Raw genomic sequence first — 16,895 nt, 5'->3', positions numbered from 1 at the left:
AAGAAGGCACAGACAGCCTTCGGATTTCAATGATTGTGGGGCGCCGCGCCGCGCCGGAGGGAGTGGGGAGTTCGCCGTCCTGGGCTCACCCACTCATGAAACCCTACCCTAACGTGATGGTAGAGTTGGCATTGAAGATGCACATGACGGCCTCAGGTCAGCCACAATCGGGAGCACTGCAACCATGCACATTGGCGAACTCGCCGAACGGACCGGACTGTCCCTGCGCACCATCCGCCACTACGACGACGTCGGGCTTCTCCCGGCGACGTCCCGGACCGAAGGCGGCTTCCGGGTCTACTCCGAGGACGACGCCGGCCGCCTCATGCTTATCAAGCAAATGAAGCCGCTGGGCTTCTCCCTCGAGGAAATGGCCGAAATCCTGGGACTCCTCGCCGGCGGCCAGGACACCCCGGGGCGTGCCGGCCGGCTCGCGGAAATCCTGGCGCAGGCGGCGCACCAGCGCGCCAAGATGGCCCGCAACCTCGCGCAGGCGGACGACTTCATCGCGATGCTGGGCCGCGTCACAGCCTGAGCAGCCGACCCCGAGCCGCTCCGGCCGGCGAGAGTCCATAAATCTGACATATTTGTCCACCAGATGGTCACGAAGTAGCCAGTCCGCGGACGGCGGTGGCACCATGCTTGGATGCTTGAGGCAACTAAAACTCCGAATTCGCCCCGGGAGGCGGGCACCGCCGCCGACGTCCCCCTCAATCCCGCCCTCGCGGCCGAGGCAAAGATCGCGCGCATCGCGGTGACGATCTTCCCCATCCTCGTCGTGGTGGCCGGCGTTGCCGGCTTCCTGCTCCCCGGAGCCTTCAAACCCCTGGCGCCCAGTGTGCCGTTCCTGCTGGGCATCATCATGTTCTGCATGGGCCTGACCCTGACCCCGCCCGATTTCGCCTCGGTGGCCAAGCGTCCCTGKGCGGTGGCCCTGGGAATCGTGGCCCACTACGTCATCATGCCGGGCGCCGGCTGGCTGATCGCCGTCGCCCTGCACCTCGAACCGKAACTGGCTGTGGGCCTGATCCTGGTGGGCTGCGCGCCGTCGGGCACCGCCTCCAATGTGATGGCGTTCCTCGCCAAGGGCGATGTGGCCCTGTCCGTGGCCGTCGCGTCCGTGTCCACCCTGATTGCCCCGATCGTCACGCCGCTGCTGGTCTTGTTCCTCGCCGGCTCGTACCTGAGCATCGACGCCGGCGGCATGGTCCAGGACATCCTCAAGACCGTCCTCCTGCCCGTTGTCGCAGGCCTGCTGGCCCGCCTCTTCCTCAAGAAGGTCGTGGCCAAGGTTCTGCCGGCACTGCCGTGGGCGTCCGCCGTCGTGATTTCGCTGATCGTGGCGATCGTGGTGGCCGGAAGCGCCAGCAAGATCGTCGCCGCGGGCGGCATCGTGTTCCTGGCTGTGGTGCTACACAACGGCTTCGGGCTCGGCCTGGGGTACTTGGCCGGCAAGGTGGGGCGCCTTGACGACCGGGCGCGCAGGGCCCTCGCCTTTGAGGTCGGGATGCAGAACTCCGGCCTGGCCGCCACCCTCGCCACGGCGCACTTTAGCCCGCTGGCCGCGCTGCCGTCCGCTGTCTTCTCCCTGTGGCACAACATCTCCGGCGCCATCGTGGCCGCGTGGCTGGCCCGGCGCCCCGTCCGGGACGCCGCAGCACCGGAGACCACCGCGCCGGAAGCCGCCGCGCTGAACGCCTGAAGTCGGGGCTGGCTGTACTGCTAGCTCCGCAGCCGGCCGAGCAGCGCAGTGACGGCGCGCTCGGCCAGGGCCTCCGGGCTCTCGGTTCCCGCGGGCACGACGTCGTATCCCGCCTGAACATCCGGGATGCCGTCGGGGTTGGCGTCAAGGGCGCCGGCTCCGGCGTCGTCGGTGATGAGCACCTGGGCCACGCCCCGGGCGGCGAGTTCCGCCATGGCTGCGGAGTCTTCGGCAGTCTCGGAGGCGCTCGTGCGGATCACGCCGTCGGCGCCGCCGGCGAGCATGAACTGCCGCCAACCCCCGCCCAGCAGGACGACCGTCTGGTAGCCGTGCTCCGGCAGGATGGCGGCCAGCAGCGTGGCGAGGGCGCGGTCCCGGGGGTCCTCGAGGTCCGCGACGGCCACGGCCACCAGCTCCGTCCGGCCCCGCCGCATGCCGCGGGCGCCCCGGTTGGCCACGTAGCCAAGTTCGCGGACCGCGGCATGCACCCGGTCCTGGGTGGCCTCGCTGATCCGGGTGGTGCCGCCGGACCGGCCGGACAGCACGTAGGAGACGGTGGTTACGGAGACCCCGGCCGTCTCTGCGACGTCGCGGATGGTGGGCTTGGATCCATGCCGCACTGATGACTCCCGGCTGCTTCTCCGCCGTTTCGTGGCGGCTCCTGGAAACTTCGTTCTGGGGCGGTCCCCCTGTGTGAACTCTAGCCCAACGCACCCGTTCCTCGTCTGGGGCAGGAGGGGCGTGGGGGCTGGTCTTGAGGACGTCCTTGGTGCGAGCTCGGCTGTCTGCGGGACGTGCCGGGACCGAAGTGTTCCCCGCAGGGCTCAACTGGCCTAGCCTGCATAGAAGACCTGCAGAAAACAGCGCGGCACAGGAGGCCTGAATGTCAGAGGACAGGTTTACGACCGAACGGGACAGCTTCGGCCGGCTCCTCGCTGATCGCGAAGTGTGGCGGCAGGCCACCACAATCGCGGCCGCCGGCGAACTGACCGCCCGCTGGCTCGAGGGCAACAGCCAGTACCAGCCGGGGGTCTTCTCGCCCGGGTTCGACGACGAGACCACCGCCATCGCCGGCGAGCTCGCCCGCCTCAACCGGAACGGGCTCTTCACCAAGGAATCACAGCCGGGCGTGGAGGTCGAAGGCCTCGCCCAGCGGGCCTACGTGACGGCGTTCTGCAACCCGGAGACGGCGTCGGCTTTGCTGGCGTTGTCCACCCGGACCGAACTGGTGACGGTCGTCCACGCCCCGGGGGAGGCCAGCACCGCCTCCATCCCCGTGACCGTGCAGGACGACGCCGTCGTGACCGTGCTGGGAAGCAGCGAAGAACCGGTGGGCGAAGACCAGCTCAGGGACTGGGCGGCCGAGACCAACGAAACTCTGGCCMTCGTCCTGGCGGATGCCTGGTACGTGGAGATTTTCGACCCCTTCTGGGGCAGGAACGATGTCCTGCTGCCCGCMGTGTTTGAGGCGCTCCAGTCCGAATAGTCCGCCGGAACGGGCGTCGCCGCGCGGCCACCCGGCCTCCGCGCGGCCACCCGGCGGCCGCCAGCCGGTCTCCGTGCGGGAGAGGTTACATGTCGGCGGCATCCCAGCCGATGCTGGCCGCCTCGTCCAGGGTGCGCGACTCGAAATGTTCCAGCATGTCCTTCATTGCCTCGACGCTCTGCTTGAACAGGGCAGAATCCCGCCACTGCTCAATCTGTTCCAGGGAATCCCAGGGACCGGTGCTGATGAACCGGTTCTTGACGTCACGGTCGTGCATCAGCACGGCTTTGGCGTTGGGAAAATCCTCCTTGGTTTTCCGGGCCAGATCCCGCCAGGCCTGCACAAAATCGTTCTCGCGGCCCGGATGCACCAGCCAAATTCCGAGCGTGTAAACAGACACGTCGACCACCTCCATGCTCCGTTCAGGGTTGATACGGCGATTATGTTCCTGTCCACCGCACGGCGGTAGGGCCGGATTGCCCGAGGCGCCGCTGCCGCCCGTCAACGAACCGTTGTATGGGTGGGGGCGGAAGGCCTAGCATGTGGGCAGAGCCCCGCTCTGGGGCCAGCCTCGGACCATCCATCGTCGGGTAGCGGGCACACCTGCGGAGGCCAAGATCCTGGGCATCACAGGATAGGGAAAACCATGAGCAAATATCTGTTCGAAGCAAACTACGTGGGCGACGGCATCAAGGGCCTCATGCGTGAAGGCGGCACGAAGCGGCGTGATGCGGTGGTCGAAGCCCTCAAGTCGGTGGGCGGCACCCTCGAATGCTTCTACTACGCCTTCGGGGACACCGACGTCCTCGGGGTCTTCGACATCCCCGATCAGGCCAGCGCCGCCGCCCTATCGCTCATGATCAATTCCACCGGTGCCGTGAGCCTGACCCTCAAGCCGCTCCTGACGCTGGAGGATCTCGACGCAGCAGCCAGCAAGACGCCGTCGTACCGACCGCCGGGGCAGTAGATCGGCACCGCGGTACCGCCGCGCCCGCCCCCGGGACTCGCCCGCGGCGTTGCGKGCCCCGGCTCCAGTAGGCTCKGGGCATGTCACTGAGCAGGTCACTGGGCAAGCTGCCCGGTCGGGGAAGACATTGGATGCGGGGCGTGGCGCTGCTGTTGGCCGTGGCCGGCGCGGCAACGGCTCTGGCGGGGTGTGAGTACTCGGACGACGTGGGAGATCCGACGGCGGCACCCGCCAGGACGCGCCGCGCGGCGCCTCCGCCGCCGTCCCCGGCGGGTCCGGAACTTGCCATGGCGGAGAGCCGCAACCTGCACGACCTCGGGGCCGTCCTCGGCGCCCGGCCGGACGGGATCGTCCTGGAAGGCGCCGGCGGGCTCGGCGGCGCCGGGGTGCGCAAGTGGGTCAAGGCTTTGCCGAAGGGGACGTACACGGTGACGGCCGCCTGCGTCGGCGCGCCCACCGGCGATATTTCGATTACCCAGGACGGCCTCCGGGACGGCGGGAAGCTCGAGCTGGCTCTCGACTGCGGAAAGGCGACGCAGGCACAGGTGGACCTCGCCGCGGGGCCGGTCTACGCCCAGGCTTATCGGCGCACTACCGGGCCCGGGGCGGGCGAAGTGGTAGGTTTCTGGATGGTCCCGGCCACCCCGGGATCGTAGCCGGATCCCGGCCGGGACCATCCGGGTCACGTCCCCCGCGTCAAGACCATCTACTCAAGACCACCGGCTCAAAACCACTGATGATTGTGCGTACAGTTGCGGGGCCCCTCCCCGGGTGGGTGGCGGGACCCCGCAACGGCAGCGCAGGTGTTTGGAACTGGGTGTTACGTGGCGCTGCTGTATTCCTCGTCGGTGACGAGGTCGCCCCATTCGGACTCCGGCTGGTCGCTGTCGGGACCAACGCCTTCCCACATGGCAAGGTGCGTCATGAAATGATCCGGTGCGGCGCCGTGCCAGTGCCATTCGCCCGGCGGGGTGTAGATGGTGTCGCCGGGCCGTATCACGGTCACTTCGCCGCCGCGGGCCTGGACCAGGCCGACGCCTTCGGTGACGTGCAGGGTCTGCCCGACGGCGTGCGAGTGCCAGGGCGTGCGGGCGCACGGGGCAAAGTGCACCGCGTTGACGCGCATGCGGGACGGCTCGGGCTGCGGGGCCGCAATGACGTCAAACCAGACGTCGCCGGTAAACATGTGCCCCGGACCCTTGACGCTCGGCTTCTTGGCGTKGATTTCCACTGGCAATTCCTCTAGTTCAGGGTGGCGGTATCGATCACGAAGCGGTAGCGGACGTCCGAGGCGAGGACGCGCTCGTAGGCGTCGTTGATCTTGCCGGCCGGGATGACCTCGATCTCGGCACCCAGGCCGTGCTCGGCGCAGAAGTTGAGCATCTCCTGGGTTTCACGGATGCCGCCGATCATCGAGCCGGCGAAGGAACGGCGGCCGCCGATGAGGGCGAATGCGTTCACCGGGAGCGGCTCGGCGGGGGCGCCGACGTTGACCAGGGCGCCGTCGAGGGCCAGCAGCTGCAGGTAGGAGCTGATGTCGATCGAGGCGCTGACCGTGTTGATGATCAGGTCGAAGCTGCCGGCGAGCTCGGTGAAGGTGTTCTCGTCGCTCGTGGCGTAGTAGTGGTCGGCGCCCAGGCGCAACCCGTCTTCCTGCTTCTTCAGCGACTGGGACAGGACAGTGACCTCGGCGCCCATGGCGTGGGCGATCTTGACGGCCATGTGGCCAAGCCCGCCCAGGCCGACGACCGCTACCTTCTTGCCGGGGCCGGCGCCCCAGTGGTGGAGCGGCGAGTAGGTGGTGATCCCGGCGCACAGAAGCGGCGCGGCGACGTCGAGCTCGATGCCCTCGGGGATGGTGACCACGAAGTCCTCGGTCACCACCACGTGGGTGGAGTAGCCGCCCTGGGTGATGGTGCCGTCACGGTCGACGGCGCCGTAGGTGCCGGTGTTGCCGGACAGGCAGTACTGCTCCTCGCCGGCCTGGCAGTTGACGCACTCGCCGCAGGAATTGACCATGCAGCCGACGCCGACCCGGTCTCCGACAGCGTGCTTGGTGACGGCGGAGCCGATCTCGGTGACAATTCCGGCGATTTCGTGGCCCGGGACCAGCGGGTAGGACTGKGGTCCCCAGTCGCCGCGGACGGTGTGGATGTCCGAATGGCAGATCCCGGCGAACTTGATCTCGATCAGGACATCATGCGGGCCCACATCGCGGCGCTCGATCGTGGTGGGGACGAGCGGCTCGGTCGCGGACGGGGATGCGTAAGCGTTGACGGTGAGCAATGAATCTCCTGCTTGTTGGTCTTTGGGGGTTGTTCCGTCGCTGGGGGTTGTTCAACGGAACACCATCCATCAAACCGTGCATCGCGACGCTAAAGGAGTCMCTGCTGATAGGGGTACTGGCAGGGTCTCCCTTAGCGGGCCGTAGCACCTAACGTTGATGGCATGGATAATCGAGACGCGGTCCGCGAGTTCCTTGCCTCGCGCCGGGCGAAGATCACGCCCGAGCAGTCGGGGTTGCCGGTCTACGGCGCCAAACGCCGGGTGCCCGGACTGCGCCGCGGGGAAGTCGCCCTGCTGGCCGGCGTCAGCGTCGAGTATTACACCCGTTTGGAGCGGGGAAACCTGTCCGGAGTGTCGGAGGGCGTGCTGGAAGCCGTGGCCAGGGCTCTGCAKCTCGACGACKCCGAACGGGCCCACCTCTTCGATCTGGCCCGGGCAGCGTCCCCGGGCAGCCGGAGCCGTCGTCGCCCCCGGCCTGCGGAGTCCGTGCGGCGGAGCGTTCAGCTGTCGCTGAACGCCATCACCAGCGCGCCGGCCTTTGTGCGGAACGGTCGCATGGACATCCTCGCGGCCAATCCGCTGGGCTACGCCCTGTATTCGGACATGTATGCGGCTAGCGCCCGCCCGGCCAACCATGCCAGGTTCATCTTCCTGGACTCCCGATCGCGCACCTTCTATCCGGACTGGGAGCGTGCTGCGAATGACACTGTGGCTATCCTGCGAACCGAGGCCGGCCGGGACCCCTACGACCGCGGGCTGACCGACCTCGTCGGGGAACTCTCGACCAGGAGCGAGGAATTCCGCACCCTGTGGGCCGCCCACAATGTGCGCCAGCACTACACCGGGGTCAAGCACCTACACCACCCGGCGGTCGGGGACMTTCACCTGATGTATGAGGCGATGGATGTCTCGGCCGACGCCGGACTGTCCCTGCTGATCTACACGGCCGAGCCGGGCTCGGCGTCAGAGGACGCGTTGCGGCTCCTGGCCAGCTGGGCCTCGACCAACCGGCAGGTCAAGGAGGCCGAGGCCGCCGCCGCTGTAGACAAGGTGTAGGTGCGGACAGGGCTTAGCGGCCCGGACGCTGCTGACGAACGCTGACCGCGCCCCGGCCGCGGCTGTCACGTCAGGGCCGAAATGCCGTCCGTGTATCCGTCGGGCCGGCTGACGCTGGCGGTGAAGTTGTTCAGCCAAGCCATGGCGTCGTCCCGGGACGTGAAGAACTCGTGGGGATACCGGGTGTGCCGGCTCATTGCCGCCGCGACTACTCGGTCCACGGTGCTGGATCCKAGCACCGCAATCGCCACAACACCCGTAGTCTGTGCGAACTCGTACCTGGCGGCCGCGCTGATCTCCACGTCGGTCATCTCAGAGAGCATCGGCATCGGGATTCCCCCGCTGATCTGCTCGACAGCCCGCATGGCGTCCCTGGCGTCGTGGACGTCAACAATGGAGCCGGGCAACCAGACCGATGTGATGATGCCCGCGCTGACGCTCAGCACGTTCTTCCCATCAGCAGCGGCTATATGTCCTGGCATCATCGTGACCATTCTAGGCCCGGCCCTCTTGCGCCAAGGCTATGCGGCCCGGTGCGCGTGGCGGACCGCAACGGTGCATGGTCGGGGCCTCCCTGGCGCCTGCCTAAAGCGGACATGCCCTCCGGCGCTGCCCAGGCTTTCTGCTTTGCCAAGCAGTGAGCAGGTCCCTCGCCGCGCGCCCGGAACGGACATGTCCCGCGGCCACGTTGGGACATGCCCCGCGCTGCGCCTGAGCGATGGACATAGCGGGCTTATGTCCATCGCTGGGCGTCAGGGGAGGGCATGTCCCGTGGATTGAGGCTCCTCTGGCCCGGCAGACACTCCCGGGGCCCGGGCGTCAGACCTTCCGGTGGATCGACTTGTAGCTCAGGTAGGCGTTCAAGCCCTCGATGCCGTACTCGGTGCCGAGGCCGGAGTCGTGGCGTCCACCGAAGGGTGCGGCATGGTTGGAGGCGAAGAAGTTGATGCCCACCGATCCTGTGTCCATCCGGTCCGCGACGGCCAGCGCAGCCTCCGGATCCGTCCCGAACACCAGCCCGCCCAGGCCGAACTCGGTGTTGTTGGCCAGCTCAACCGCCTCATCGACACCGCCGTCGGCGTCGTCGTACTTCAGGATGCAGATCACCGGGCCGAAGATCTCCTCGCGGGAGATCCGCATGTCCGGCGTGACGTCGGCGAATACGGTGGGCTCCACGAAATACCCGTCTTCGAGGCCGCCGCCCAGGTTCGCTGCCCGGCCTCCGGTGGTGGCCCGGGCGCCTTCGGCCAGCCCCGACTCCACGTACTCCAGCACGGTCCGGTACTGCGATTCCGTGGCGCACGGCCCGAACACGGTCTCGGGATCCAGCGGATCCCCCTGCTTGCCGGCGGCGATCGTGGCGGTGACCATGTCGACCACTTCCTCGTACCGGCTGGCCGGGGCCAGGATGCGGGTCGAGATGTAGCAGGTCTGCCCGGTGTTGCGCATGGAGGAGCGGATCAGGACCTTGGACATGGCGTCCAGATCCGCGTCCGGCATCACAACCGCGCTCGACTTCCCCCCGAGTTCCAGGGTGACGGGGCGCAGTAGCTCCCCGCAGGCGGCGGCGATCTTCCGGCCCACCGGCGTGGAGCCCGTGAAGGCCACCTTGTCCACGCCAGGGTGTTTGACCAGCGCGTCGCCCAGCCGGCCGGAGCCGGTGACGAGGTTGACCACGCCGGCCGGAACTCCGGCGACGGCCACCGCGTCGATGATCACCCGGAGGGACAACGGGGTGGGCGACGCCGGTTTGATCACCACGGTGCAGCCGGMCAGCAGCGCGGGCGCCAGCTTGATGACCACGAGGTTGATGGGGAAGTTCCAGGGCGCGATTAGCGCGCACACGCCGATGGGATCGCGTCGGACCACGGATTCGCCGCCGCCGCGCGGGAAGGCGCGCACGTCGTCACGCTCGAGATAGCCGGCGAGAGTCGCGAAGTACCGGAAGATGCCCGCGGCGTTCGCTGCCGCGCCGGAGGATTCGGAGACGGGCGAGCCGTTCTCCCGGGTGTTGGTGAGCGAAAGCTCGTCGGCGCGCTTCTCCACTTCCTCGGCGATGCGCAGCAGATAGGCGGCCCGMTCGGAGGGTGCGAGCCGCGGCCACTCGCCCTGGAAGGCTCGTTGGGCGGAGCCGACGGCGGCGTCCACGTCCTCCGGAGTGMCGTCCGGGACGGACCCCCAGACTTCGCCGGTGGCCGGGTCGGTGACCGGGTTGCGGCCGGTGCCCCGGGCCGGCGTCCAGGCCCCGTCGATGAAGATGCTGTCCACGTGGGTGTGCGGCAGGGTCAGTGCAGCGCGCGCGGCCAGTGCGGGAGCGGACGACGGCGGTGCCGCCTTCCCCAGCGCCGTCCCGCCCGGCGCTCCGGCGGGCATCGAAACGGGCGTCCCGGCGGGGGTGCCGGTGTGGTGCGTGGCGGAGGTCATCGGATCACCGCCGTCTTGAGCAGTGCGGTGGAGCGGGCCAGGTCCGCGACGGCCATGTCGTGCGCCGCCTGGGTAATGAGTTCGGGCACGATTTCCGTGGCCAGCCTGTCCGTGTAGGTGGCCGGGTCCATCCCGAACCAGGAGGAGGCCAGGGCGATCCCGGCGTGGTCGAAGCGCCACAGCCTGTCCGCGTCGCGCATCAGCGCGTCCTCCAGCGAGTGGGCCGCGGGGCGGGTGTCGTGGCCGTCGATGATGTCGCAGACCCGCTCCACGAACTCAGCGGAGTAGCCCAGGCCCGGGAGCACGCGGCGGGCGACGTCGCAGCCCTGTTTTTCGTGTTCATAGCGGATCGCGGCCTTACGCCAGTCGCCGGCGAAGCCTTCGGAGATGATCCGCGATTCGTCCACATGGGCCCAGCCGGTGTCGTGCAGCAGCGTGGCCACGCGGACGAGCTCGGCGTCGGCGTCGGGGTAGGCCCGGCAGAGCCGCTCGGCGAAGGCGAGGGAGATCGGCAGGTGGATGTCGTTGCCGCGGGTGCGGGTCTCGTGCACCACGGCACGCCACAGCGGGTCGAGTTCCTCCAGCGCGGCCGGCGTCGTGGCGATCGGGGCGGTGTCCACCGGTCCCGGCGCCGGGACGGGCCGGACCGGGTAGGCGGCGGCAAAATCCGCAGTCGCGGGATTGGCGGCGGCAGCCGTCCCGCCGGCGTCGGCAACCGGAGTCTTGGGGGTGGTCATAATGCTCCTTCGGGGGCGGCCAGCCGCAGGGCTAGCTGTCCGTCGTGATCGTCTTGAGGGGTGTGGCCGGATCGGCGGCAGCCTCGGCGGGGATGTTCTGGCCCTTGGCCAGGGCGTTCTTGACGGCCATGAAGTCCAGCGGCGCATTGACGCAGTCTGCGGCGATGATCCGGCCCTGGCGGTAGTAGAGGACGCTGAACTTCCCGCGTTCCTCGTCCCGTCGCAGCACGGTCTGGTCGTAGCCGTTGCAGAGGCCGGCGATCTGGAGTTTGAGGTCGGCCTGATTGGACCAGAACCACGGGATGCCGGCGTATTCCTCGCGCCGGCCGGTGAGCGAGTAGGCCGCCACCTTGGCGTGCTCKATCGCGTTGTTGACGCTTTCCAGCCGGATCCGCTCCCCCGGCGCCGAGCCAGGCACCGGATTGGGCATGTTGGCGCAGTCGCCGATCGCCACCGTGGTGCCGTCCGAGGCCAGCGCGAAGCGGTCCACGACGATCCCGTTGTCCACGGCCAAGCCGAGCTGTTCGGCCAGCTGGGTGTTGGKGATGACGCCGATCCCGATCAGCACGATCTGTGCGGGCAGCACGGTGCCGTCCTGGAGTTCGACGCCGGCCACCGCCCGGTGACCGTCCGCCGGCGCGTCGTGCGCGGTGAAGCGTTTGGCGCTCGTGGCGAGCCGGATGTCCAGGCCGCGGGCGCGGTGTGCCTGCAGGAAGTACCCGGCGGTTTCCTCGCCGACGGCGCGGCCCACCAGTCGCGGGCCGAATTCKAGCACGGTGACGTTCTTGCCCATCTTCTGCAGGCTGGACGCGGCTTCGAGGCCGATGAAACCGCCACCGATCACCACGACGTCCTGAGCGTCCCCTACCCGGGCCTTGAGGGCCAGGGCGTCGTCGGCGTTGCGCAGGTACAGCACGCCGTCGAGGTCCCCGCCCTCGATTTCCAGCTTCCGGGCCCGGGCGCCCACGGTGAGGGCCAGTCGTTTGAAGGGGAACTGCCTGCCGGAGGAGGAATGCGCGACGCCGGAGCCGTCCGCTTCCTTGTCGACCTTGACGATGTATTCGCCCTTGACCAGGTCCACGTTGTGTTCGGTCCAGTATTCATTGGACCGGAAGATCAGCGATTCGCTCTCCACCGTGCCCTGCAGGAACTCCTTGGACAGGGCCGGGCGCTGGTAGGGGCGGTGGTCCTCGTCGCCGAGCAGGGTGATGTGCTCGTCGAAGCCGAGGGCACGCAGCGATACCGCGAGCTGGACGCCGGACTGGCTCGCCCCGATGATGAGCAGCCCGGTGCGGGCCGGGGTGCCCGACGGCGTTGCGTCCTCGACTGCCGCCGCGGGGGCGGCCTGCTCAACCGCGTTGGTGCTCATGGCTATACCTGGGTTTCCGGGGTGGTGACGAACAGTTCGAGCTCGTCGGTGAGGCGGAGCTGGCAGGACAGCCGCGAGTTGTCCTCGCGGTCCACGGCGGTGCCGTAGAGCATCTCATCCTCCATGTCCTCCATCGGCGGGAGCTGTGAGAGGCAGTCCTCGCGGACGAAGACATGGCAGGTGGCGCAGGACAGCGAGCCGCCGCATTCGGCGACGATGCCGGGGACGCCGTTGCGCACCGCGGTCTCCATGACAGAGTCGCCGGCGTTGCCTTGGACGTCACGGACGGCGCCCTCGGCGTCGGTGAAATGAACCGTTGGCATTGGTCCTCCTTGGGGACGAACTTGGGGTTGAAGTCGGGAAGTTGGCAAAAAGGGCAGAGTCAGATGAACTGGCGGCCGCCGTCGACCACCATGGTCTGGCCCGTGTAGTAGGAGCTGTCCGGCCCGGCCAGGAAGAGCGCCGCACCCACGATGTCCTCCGGCTGGCTGGCCCGCTTGATGGCGCCCCGGTCCACCCCGTAGTTCTCGGCGTTCTCCATCAGCCCGTAGCTGGCCTCGGTGAGGGTGAAGCCGGGGGCGATCGCGTTGACCGTGATCCCCCGCCKGCCCAGTTCCTTGGCCATCACCCGGGTCAGGGCCACCACACCGCCCTTGGAGGCGACGTAGTGCAGCCACTGTTCCGAACCGCTGAAGATCGTGGCGCTGGAGAGGTTGATGACGCGGCCGCCCTCGGGCAGGTACGGGCTGGCGGCCCGGGTCACGAGCCAGGGCCCCTTGAGGTTCACGTTCATTACGAGGTCCCACTCGGCCGGATCGATGTCCTCGAACGGGCTGCGGGTCACCCCCGCATACACGGCGGCGTTGTTCAGCACGACGTCGATGCTCCCGTTGCCGAAGTCCGCGCAGCTTTTCGCGAGGGCCTCCGTGGAGTCAAGGCTGGTGACGTCGGCGTGGAAGGCGGCCGCCTCGGCCCCGGTGTCCAGGACYAGTTTGGCCGTTTCCTCCGCGCCGTCCAGGTTCACGTCCGCCACCGCCACGCGGTAGCCGCGGCGACCGAAGCCGAGCGCGAACACCCGGCCCAGTCCGCCGGCGGCACCGGTGATCAGGACGGTGCGGGCAGGCCGGCCCGCACCGTCATATTCCGCAGCAKGCATGTTTGAGTCATTCATCCGCTGGTCAGACATGGCTGTGGCTGTGGGCCCCGGGCCCGGCGATCTGGAGCTCCGGTTCCCCGGTATCGGGAATCAGCGCGTCGAGGATCTGGACTGTGCCCTTGGTCCCGTCCACCCGCAGCCGCTGGCCGGTCTTGATGGTGGTGGACGCCGATCCGGTCCCGGTCACGGCCGGGAGGCCGTATTCGCGGCAGACGATGGCGGCGTGACTCATCATGCCGCCGATGTCCGTGACGGTGGCCTTAATCTTGCCGAAGATCGGGCCCCAGGACGGGGCGGTGAYGGTGGCGACGAGGATTTCTCCGTGCTGCACCTCGGAGAGCTGGTCCGCGTCGGTGACAACGCGGGCCAGGCCTTCCACGACACCGGGCGAGGCCGCCATGCCGCGCAGGCCGCCGCCTTCGACCGCTTCCCCGGCGCCCAGCCACTGCTGGACCTGCTCGGTGGTGATGCCCCAGAGCATCCGGGTGAAAGGTTCGGTGATGGATTCCGGCGGGGTGTTCAGCGCCGGGGCCGGCCGGGCCGTCTTGAGCGCGTCCACGATTCCGCGGCGGCGCTCGATCTCTTCCGGCCAGTAGTCGGGGCCGATCGGCTTGGCGCCGACGCCCCAGCCGGTGACGAGGTCGAACAGGGCGTCACGGACCTCGTTGCGGCCAAGATAGAGGAGGTCGTCCGGTTCGGTCCAGAAGCCCTCGGCCTGCATCATGCGGCTGAGTTCACGGATCTTGCGCCAGAAGACGCCCATGGTCCAGTGCTCGATGTAGAAGTTGTGGTTCTCCACGTACGGGTAGGCGGTGGCGGCGAGCCCGCGCTTGGCGTCGAAGAGGGCCTGGTTTTCGCCTTCCAGGAGGTCCCGGTATTCCTCGATGATGCGGTCGCGTTCGGTGATCAGGGCCTCGACCGGGCGCATGATTTCCTGGCCGTCGTCCACCCGGCGGATGTAGTCCGCGATGTAGCCGAGCGGGATTTCCTGGTGTTCGTTCCAGTACTTGTCGTGGCCGTAGAAGCCGTTGCCCACGGTGAAGTTAAACCACGGGTCCTTCGCGCCCTCGTACTGGGCCATCCAGCGGTCCCCGCCGGGGGCGGCGGCGACGGCTCCCAGGGTGGCGTCGACGTCGTCGGTGTTGCTGAAGTGTCCCTGCAACTGCAGTTCGACGGCGAGCTTGGCGAGCTGCTTGAGCTCGTCATCCGGGCGGAAGAGTTCCATGTCCACGCCCTGCACCATGGTGGCGATGGACTGGTCCGGGATGTTGGGGAACACCTGCTTGCAGAAGTTGAAGAAGTCCAGGTAGGCGATGTAGCCGAGGTTGAGGAATTCGAAGTGGTACTGCCAGTTCTGGTAGGCCAGCTGGATCAGCCGGTCGTAGCTTTCCAGCAGCTTCTCGGAGCCGTCTTTGCCCTTGCCGGAGAGGATGTCCTCCATGGGGACCATGTCCKGGAGCTTGGGGAAGGAGATGGTTTCCATCTCGTTGATGGTTCCCTTGACCTTGACGTGCCACTGCTTKAGCAGCTGCTCCCAGTTCTGGAAGTAGTGGCCCACGCGCTGTTCGAACAGGGGCACGCGGGCGGCGATCTGGTCCGCCGGGACCGGGATTGGCGACATGTAGAGGTAGCCCAGGTGGATGCGGAACTCGATGCCGTTGGCGTTGGGGATCATCAGGTGCCGGGCGTTGTACTGGCCCAGGCACTTGACCGCAAACTCGCCGCCGATCGTCTCGAAGGGCTTGAACACGGTAGGCCAGTGCTGGCTGTCGCAGAACCAGAACTTGGCGTCCTCCTGCTCCTTGAGCTTGTCCTGGAAGACCAGATAGTACGGGTAGATCTTTTCCCAGCCCTCGGCGCCGGCKGGAACCGGAAGCTCGGAGGGCTTCGGGAAGGACTTCAGGGACATGGCGGTCCTTTCAATACGGGCTCGGCGTTGAGCCTGGGTGACGGAGCGGACTAGCGGGTCAAAACGTCTAGAAGGAGGGCTTGAGCAGCGAGGMGGTGATGCTGCCGAGGCTGAACCCTGAAGCGGACGACGGCGCGTCGCCGGCCGACGGCGTGGCGGACGACGGCGCTATGGCGGACGGCGGCGTCGTGGCAGCGGGTGAGGCGGCGGGTGCRGCGGCCGAGGGTGCAGGGCTGAGTCCGCTGAAGTAGCCGCCGGCAACGGCCGAGGACGGGACAACTGGCTTGGAAGAGTGCACGGTTTCCGGCCGGGACTGCAGCAGGAGCAGGTTTTCGCCGTCGGGCAGATCAGCGTCGAGGGCCCATTCGATGTCCTGCGGGCACTTGTAGTGCTTCTCCGCGCGCTTGGCCATCTGCGCGACGGCGGTGAGCTCGGCATCGGTKAGGCTGCGGCGGCCGCGGCGTTCGGCGTCGACCTCACGCTCAACCAGACGGCCGGCCGCGGCGTCCGGGACGAGTTCGGCATGCTTGTCGCCGAGGTGTTCGGAGACGACGGTCAGGGTGACCTTGTCCAGCATGATGTTATCCGGCGTGACCTGGCCCGAAACCACCATCTCCCCGACCCCGTAGGAGGAGTCGATGGTGATCTTGGAGCGGTCGCCGTTGGTGGGGTCCATGGTGATCGCGACGCCGGAGACGCGCGCGTTGACCATCTTCTGCACCACCACCKCCATCGAGAGCCCCTCGTTGGGAATGTTGTTCTTGAGCCGGTAAATGATGGCKCGGGAGGTGAAGAGGKAGGCCCAGCACTGGCGGATGTGCTCGGTGACCGCCTTGACGCCGTCGAGCCAGAGATAGGTGTCCTGCTKGCCGGCAAAGGAGGCGTCCGGGAGGTCCTCCGCGGTGGCGCTGGAGCGGACGGCCACCGGGACCGGCGCCTCGAAGCGGGACATCAGAGACTCGTACGCGGTGACGGTGAGTTCGCGCAGGGCCTGCGGCACCGGGCGGGAGCGGATGTCCTCGCGGATAGCGGCGGCGACCTTGTCCACCTGGGCCATGTCTTCTGGGTCCAGGCCGGCGAGGAGCTCGTGGATGTCCCGGGTGATGCCGGCTTCCTGCATGAAGGCGTCGAACTGGGCGGTGGTGACCACGAAGCCGGGCGGGACGGGCATGCCGGCGGAGGTCATGGTGACCAGCKAGGCGCCCTTGCCGCCGAGGTTTTCGAGCTTCGGTTCAATGCCGCCGTCGAAGAACTGGATGTATTCATTGCTGTGCATATTTCTCAGGCCTTCCAGCTGACGGGGACGGTCTCGGGGACGCGGAAGGAGAGGTTTTCGCGGAAGGCGATGGCTTCCGGGTTCTCCAGCTGCAGCTCCGGGGCGAGCCGGGCCACTTCCTCGAGCGCGATTTTGGCCTGGAGCTTGGCGAGCATGTTGCCCAGGCAGTAGTGGATGCCGAACCMGAAGGAGAGATGCTCGCGGGCGTTGGGCCGGGTGATGTCAAAGTCCTCGCCGGCGTCAAACTTAGTGTCGTCCCGGTTGGCCGAGCCCATCAGGAGCAGCAGTTGGGCGCCTTCCTTGATCGCGACGCCGCCAACTTCGGTGTCCTTGAGGGCCTTGCGGCGCCAGCCGACGATCGAGCCCGCGTAGCGCAGGACCTCGTCGATGGCGGCGGGGATCTTCTTGGGGTCCTCCACAAGCTGCTGCCACTGCTCGGGGCGGGCCAGCAGTTCGCGGAGGGCGTTGGAGATCAGGGTGGTGGTGGTCTCGTGACCGGCGAAGAGCAGGCTGTAGAAGGCTGTAGA

Annotated in this window: 19 protein-coding genes; 6 read left to right on the top strand and 13 right to left on the bottom strand. The window is 67.9% G+C overall.

All coding sequences use genetic code 11. The annotated features are described in order from the left end of the window. Positions 1 to 184 precede the first annotated feature (184 nt). Together AC1DBQ_RS06335 and AC1DBQ_RS06330 are read left to right on the top strand one after the other, a co-directional pair. Positions 185 to 535, top strand: coding sequence for a helix-turn-helix domain-containing protein (locus AC1DBQ_RS06335; RefSeq protein ID WP_476927699.1), 351 nt, complete (start codon positions 185 to 187; stop codon positions 533 to 535). Between the two features lie 111 nt (positions 536 to 646). Then, positions 647 to 1,702, top strand: coding sequence for a bile acid:sodium symporter family protein (locus AC1DBQ_RS06330; RefSeq protein WP_476927698.1), 1,056 nt, complete (start codon positions 647 to 649; stop codon positions 1,700 to 1,702). Between the two features lie 20 nt (positions 1,703 to 1,722). Here AC1DBQ_RS06330 and AC1DBQ_RS06325 read toward each other — a convergent pair whose 3' ends face one another. Then, entirely contained in the window at positions 1,723 to 2,322 is a 600-nt protein-coding gene (locus AC1DBQ_RS06325) for a LacI family DNA-binding transcriptional regulator (protein WP_476927697.1), read from the bottom strand. A gap of 263 nt (positions 2,323 to 2,585) precedes the next feature. Between AC1DBQ_RS06325 and AC1DBQ_RS06320 the strand changes: the two genes are divergently transcribed. Continuing rightward, the gene (locus AC1DBQ_RS06320) at positions 2,586 to 3,188 is read left to right on the top strand and encodes a DUF6919 domain-containing protein (protein WP_476927696.1); all 603 of its coding nucleotides are present in this window, start codon (positions 2,586 to 2,588) and stop codon (positions 3,186 to 3,188) included. Positions 3,189 to 3,273: 85 nt separating this feature from the next. Here AC1DBQ_RS06320 and AC1DBQ_RS06315 read toward each other — a convergent pair whose 3' ends face one another. Next, positions 3,274 to 3,603 (bottom strand): antibiotic biosynthesis monooxygenase, encoded by a 330-nt coding sequence (locus AC1DBQ_RS06315; RefSeq protein WP_476927695.1) that lies wholly within the window; start codon positions 3,601 to 3,603, stop codon positions 3,274 to 3,276. Positions 3,604 to 3,834: 231 nt separating this feature from the next. Between AC1DBQ_RS06315 and AC1DBQ_RS06310 the strand changes: the two genes are divergently transcribed. Then, positions 3,835 to 4,155: a GYD domain-containing protein gene (locus tag AC1DBQ_RS06310; protein ID WP_476927694.1), complete on the top strand. Its 321-nt coding sequence runs from the start codon at positions 3,835 to 3,837 to the stop codon at positions 4,153 to 4,155. Between the two features lie 140 nt (positions 4,156 to 4,295). Beyond that, positions 4,296 to 4,811, top strand: coding sequence for a hypothetical protein (locus AC1DBQ_RS06305; protein ID WP_476927693.1), 516 nt, complete (start codon positions 4,296 to 4,298; stop codon positions 4,809 to 4,811). Between the two features lie 164 nt (positions 4,812 to 4,975). Here the strand turns inward: AC1DBQ_RS06305 and AC1DBQ_RS06300 are convergent, their stop codons facing one another. After that, entirely contained in the window at positions 4,976 to 5,386 is a 411-nt protein-coding gene (locus AC1DBQ_RS06300; protein ID WP_476927692.1) for a (R)-mandelonitrile lyase, read from the bottom strand. 11 nt (positions 5,387 to 5,397) lie between these two features. Beyond that, positions 5,398 to 6,441, bottom strand: a complete 1,044-nt coding sequence (locus AC1DBQ_RS06295; RefSeq protein ID WP_476927691.1) for an NAD(P)-dependent alcohol dehydrogenase — start codon at positions 6,439 to 6,441, stop codon at positions 5,398 to 5,400. A gap of 162 nt (positions 6,442 to 6,603) precedes the next feature. Between AC1DBQ_RS06295 and AC1DBQ_RS06290 the strand changes: the two genes are divergently transcribed. Further along, on the top strand, positions 6,604 to 7,497 hold the full coding sequence (locus tag AC1DBQ_RS06290; RefSeq protein ID WP_476927690.1) for a helix-turn-helix transcriptional regulator: 894 nt from the start codon (positions 6,604 to 6,606) through the stop codon (positions 7,495 to 7,497). 65 nt (positions 7,498 to 7,562) lie between these two features. Here AC1DBQ_RS06290 and AC1DBQ_RS06285 read toward each other — a convergent pair whose 3' ends face one another. From AC1DBQ_RS06285 to AC1DBQ_RS06245, 9 genes are all read right to left on the bottom strand, one after another. Continuing rightward, positions 7,563 to 7,982, bottom strand: a complete 420-nt coding sequence (locus AC1DBQ_RS06285; RefSeq protein WP_476927689.1) for a DUF7793 family protein — start codon at positions 7,980 to 7,982, stop codon at positions 7,563 to 7,565. A 334-nt stretch (positions 7,983 to 8,316) separates the two neighbouring features. Further along, on the bottom strand, positions 8,317 to 9,921 hold the full coding sequence (locus AC1DBQ_RS06280) for an aldehyde dehydrogenase family protein (RefSeq protein ID WP_476927688.1): 1,605 nt from the start codon (positions 9,919 to 9,921) through the stop codon (positions 8,317 to 8,319). Further along, a complete protein-coding gene (locus tag AC1DBQ_RS06275; RefSeq protein ID WP_476927687.1) occupies positions 9,918 to 10,658 on the bottom strand; it encodes an HD domain-containing protein in 741 nt (246 codons plus the stop codon). The genes AC1DBQ_RS06280 and AC1DBQ_RS06275 overlap by 4 nt, the downstream gene beginning before the upstream one ends. 31 nt (positions 10,659 to 10,689) lie before the next feature. Continuing rightward, positions 10,690 to 12,027 carry an NAD(P)/FAD-dependent oxidoreductase gene (locus AC1DBQ_RS06270; RefSeq protein WP_476927686.1) on the bottom strand — a complete coding sequence of 446 codons (1,338 nt, stop codon included), beginning with the start codon at positions 12,025 to 12,027 and terminating at the stop codon, positions 10,690 to 10,692. Positions 12,028 to 12,029: 2 nt separating this feature from the next. Further along, positions 12,030 to 12,350, bottom strand: a complete 321-nt coding sequence (locus AC1DBQ_RS06265) for a 2Fe-2S iron-sulfur cluster-binding protein (RefSeq protein WP_476927685.1) — start codon at positions 12,348 to 12,350, stop codon at positions 12,030 to 12,032. A gap of 59 nt (positions 12,351 to 12,409) precedes the next feature. Next, entirely contained in the window at positions 12,410 to 13,183 is a 774-nt protein-coding gene (locus AC1DBQ_RS06260; RefSeq protein ID WP_476927684.1) for an SDR family NAD(P)-dependent oxidoreductase, read from the bottom strand. Between the two features lie 22 nt (positions 13,184 to 13,205). Further along, complete coding sequence (locus tag AC1DBQ_RS06255) at positions 13,206 to 15,092, bottom strand: PEP-utilizing enzyme (RefSeq protein WP_476927683.1); 1,887 nt, start codon at positions 15,090 to 15,092, stop codon at positions 13,206 to 13,208. Positions 15,093 to 15,159: 67 nt separating this feature from the next. After that, complete coding sequence (locus AC1DBQ_RS06250) at positions 15,160 to 16,368, bottom strand: PEP/pyruvate-binding domain-containing protein (RefSeq protein WP_476927682.1); 1,209 nt, start codon at positions 16,366 to 16,368, stop codon at positions 15,160 to 15,162. Between the two features lie 5 nt (positions 16,369 to 16,373). Next, on the bottom strand, positions 16,374 to 16,895 hold a 522-nt coding region (locus AC1DBQ_RS06245), incomplete at its 5' end, for a cytochrome P450 (RefSeq protein ID WP_476927681.1).

It is taken from the genome of Arthrobacter sp. 10T413_2 (assembly GCF_056394205.1).
Note: the sequence above shows the minus strand (reverse complement) of the source record. Positions and strands in the feature narration are given on the sequence as shown.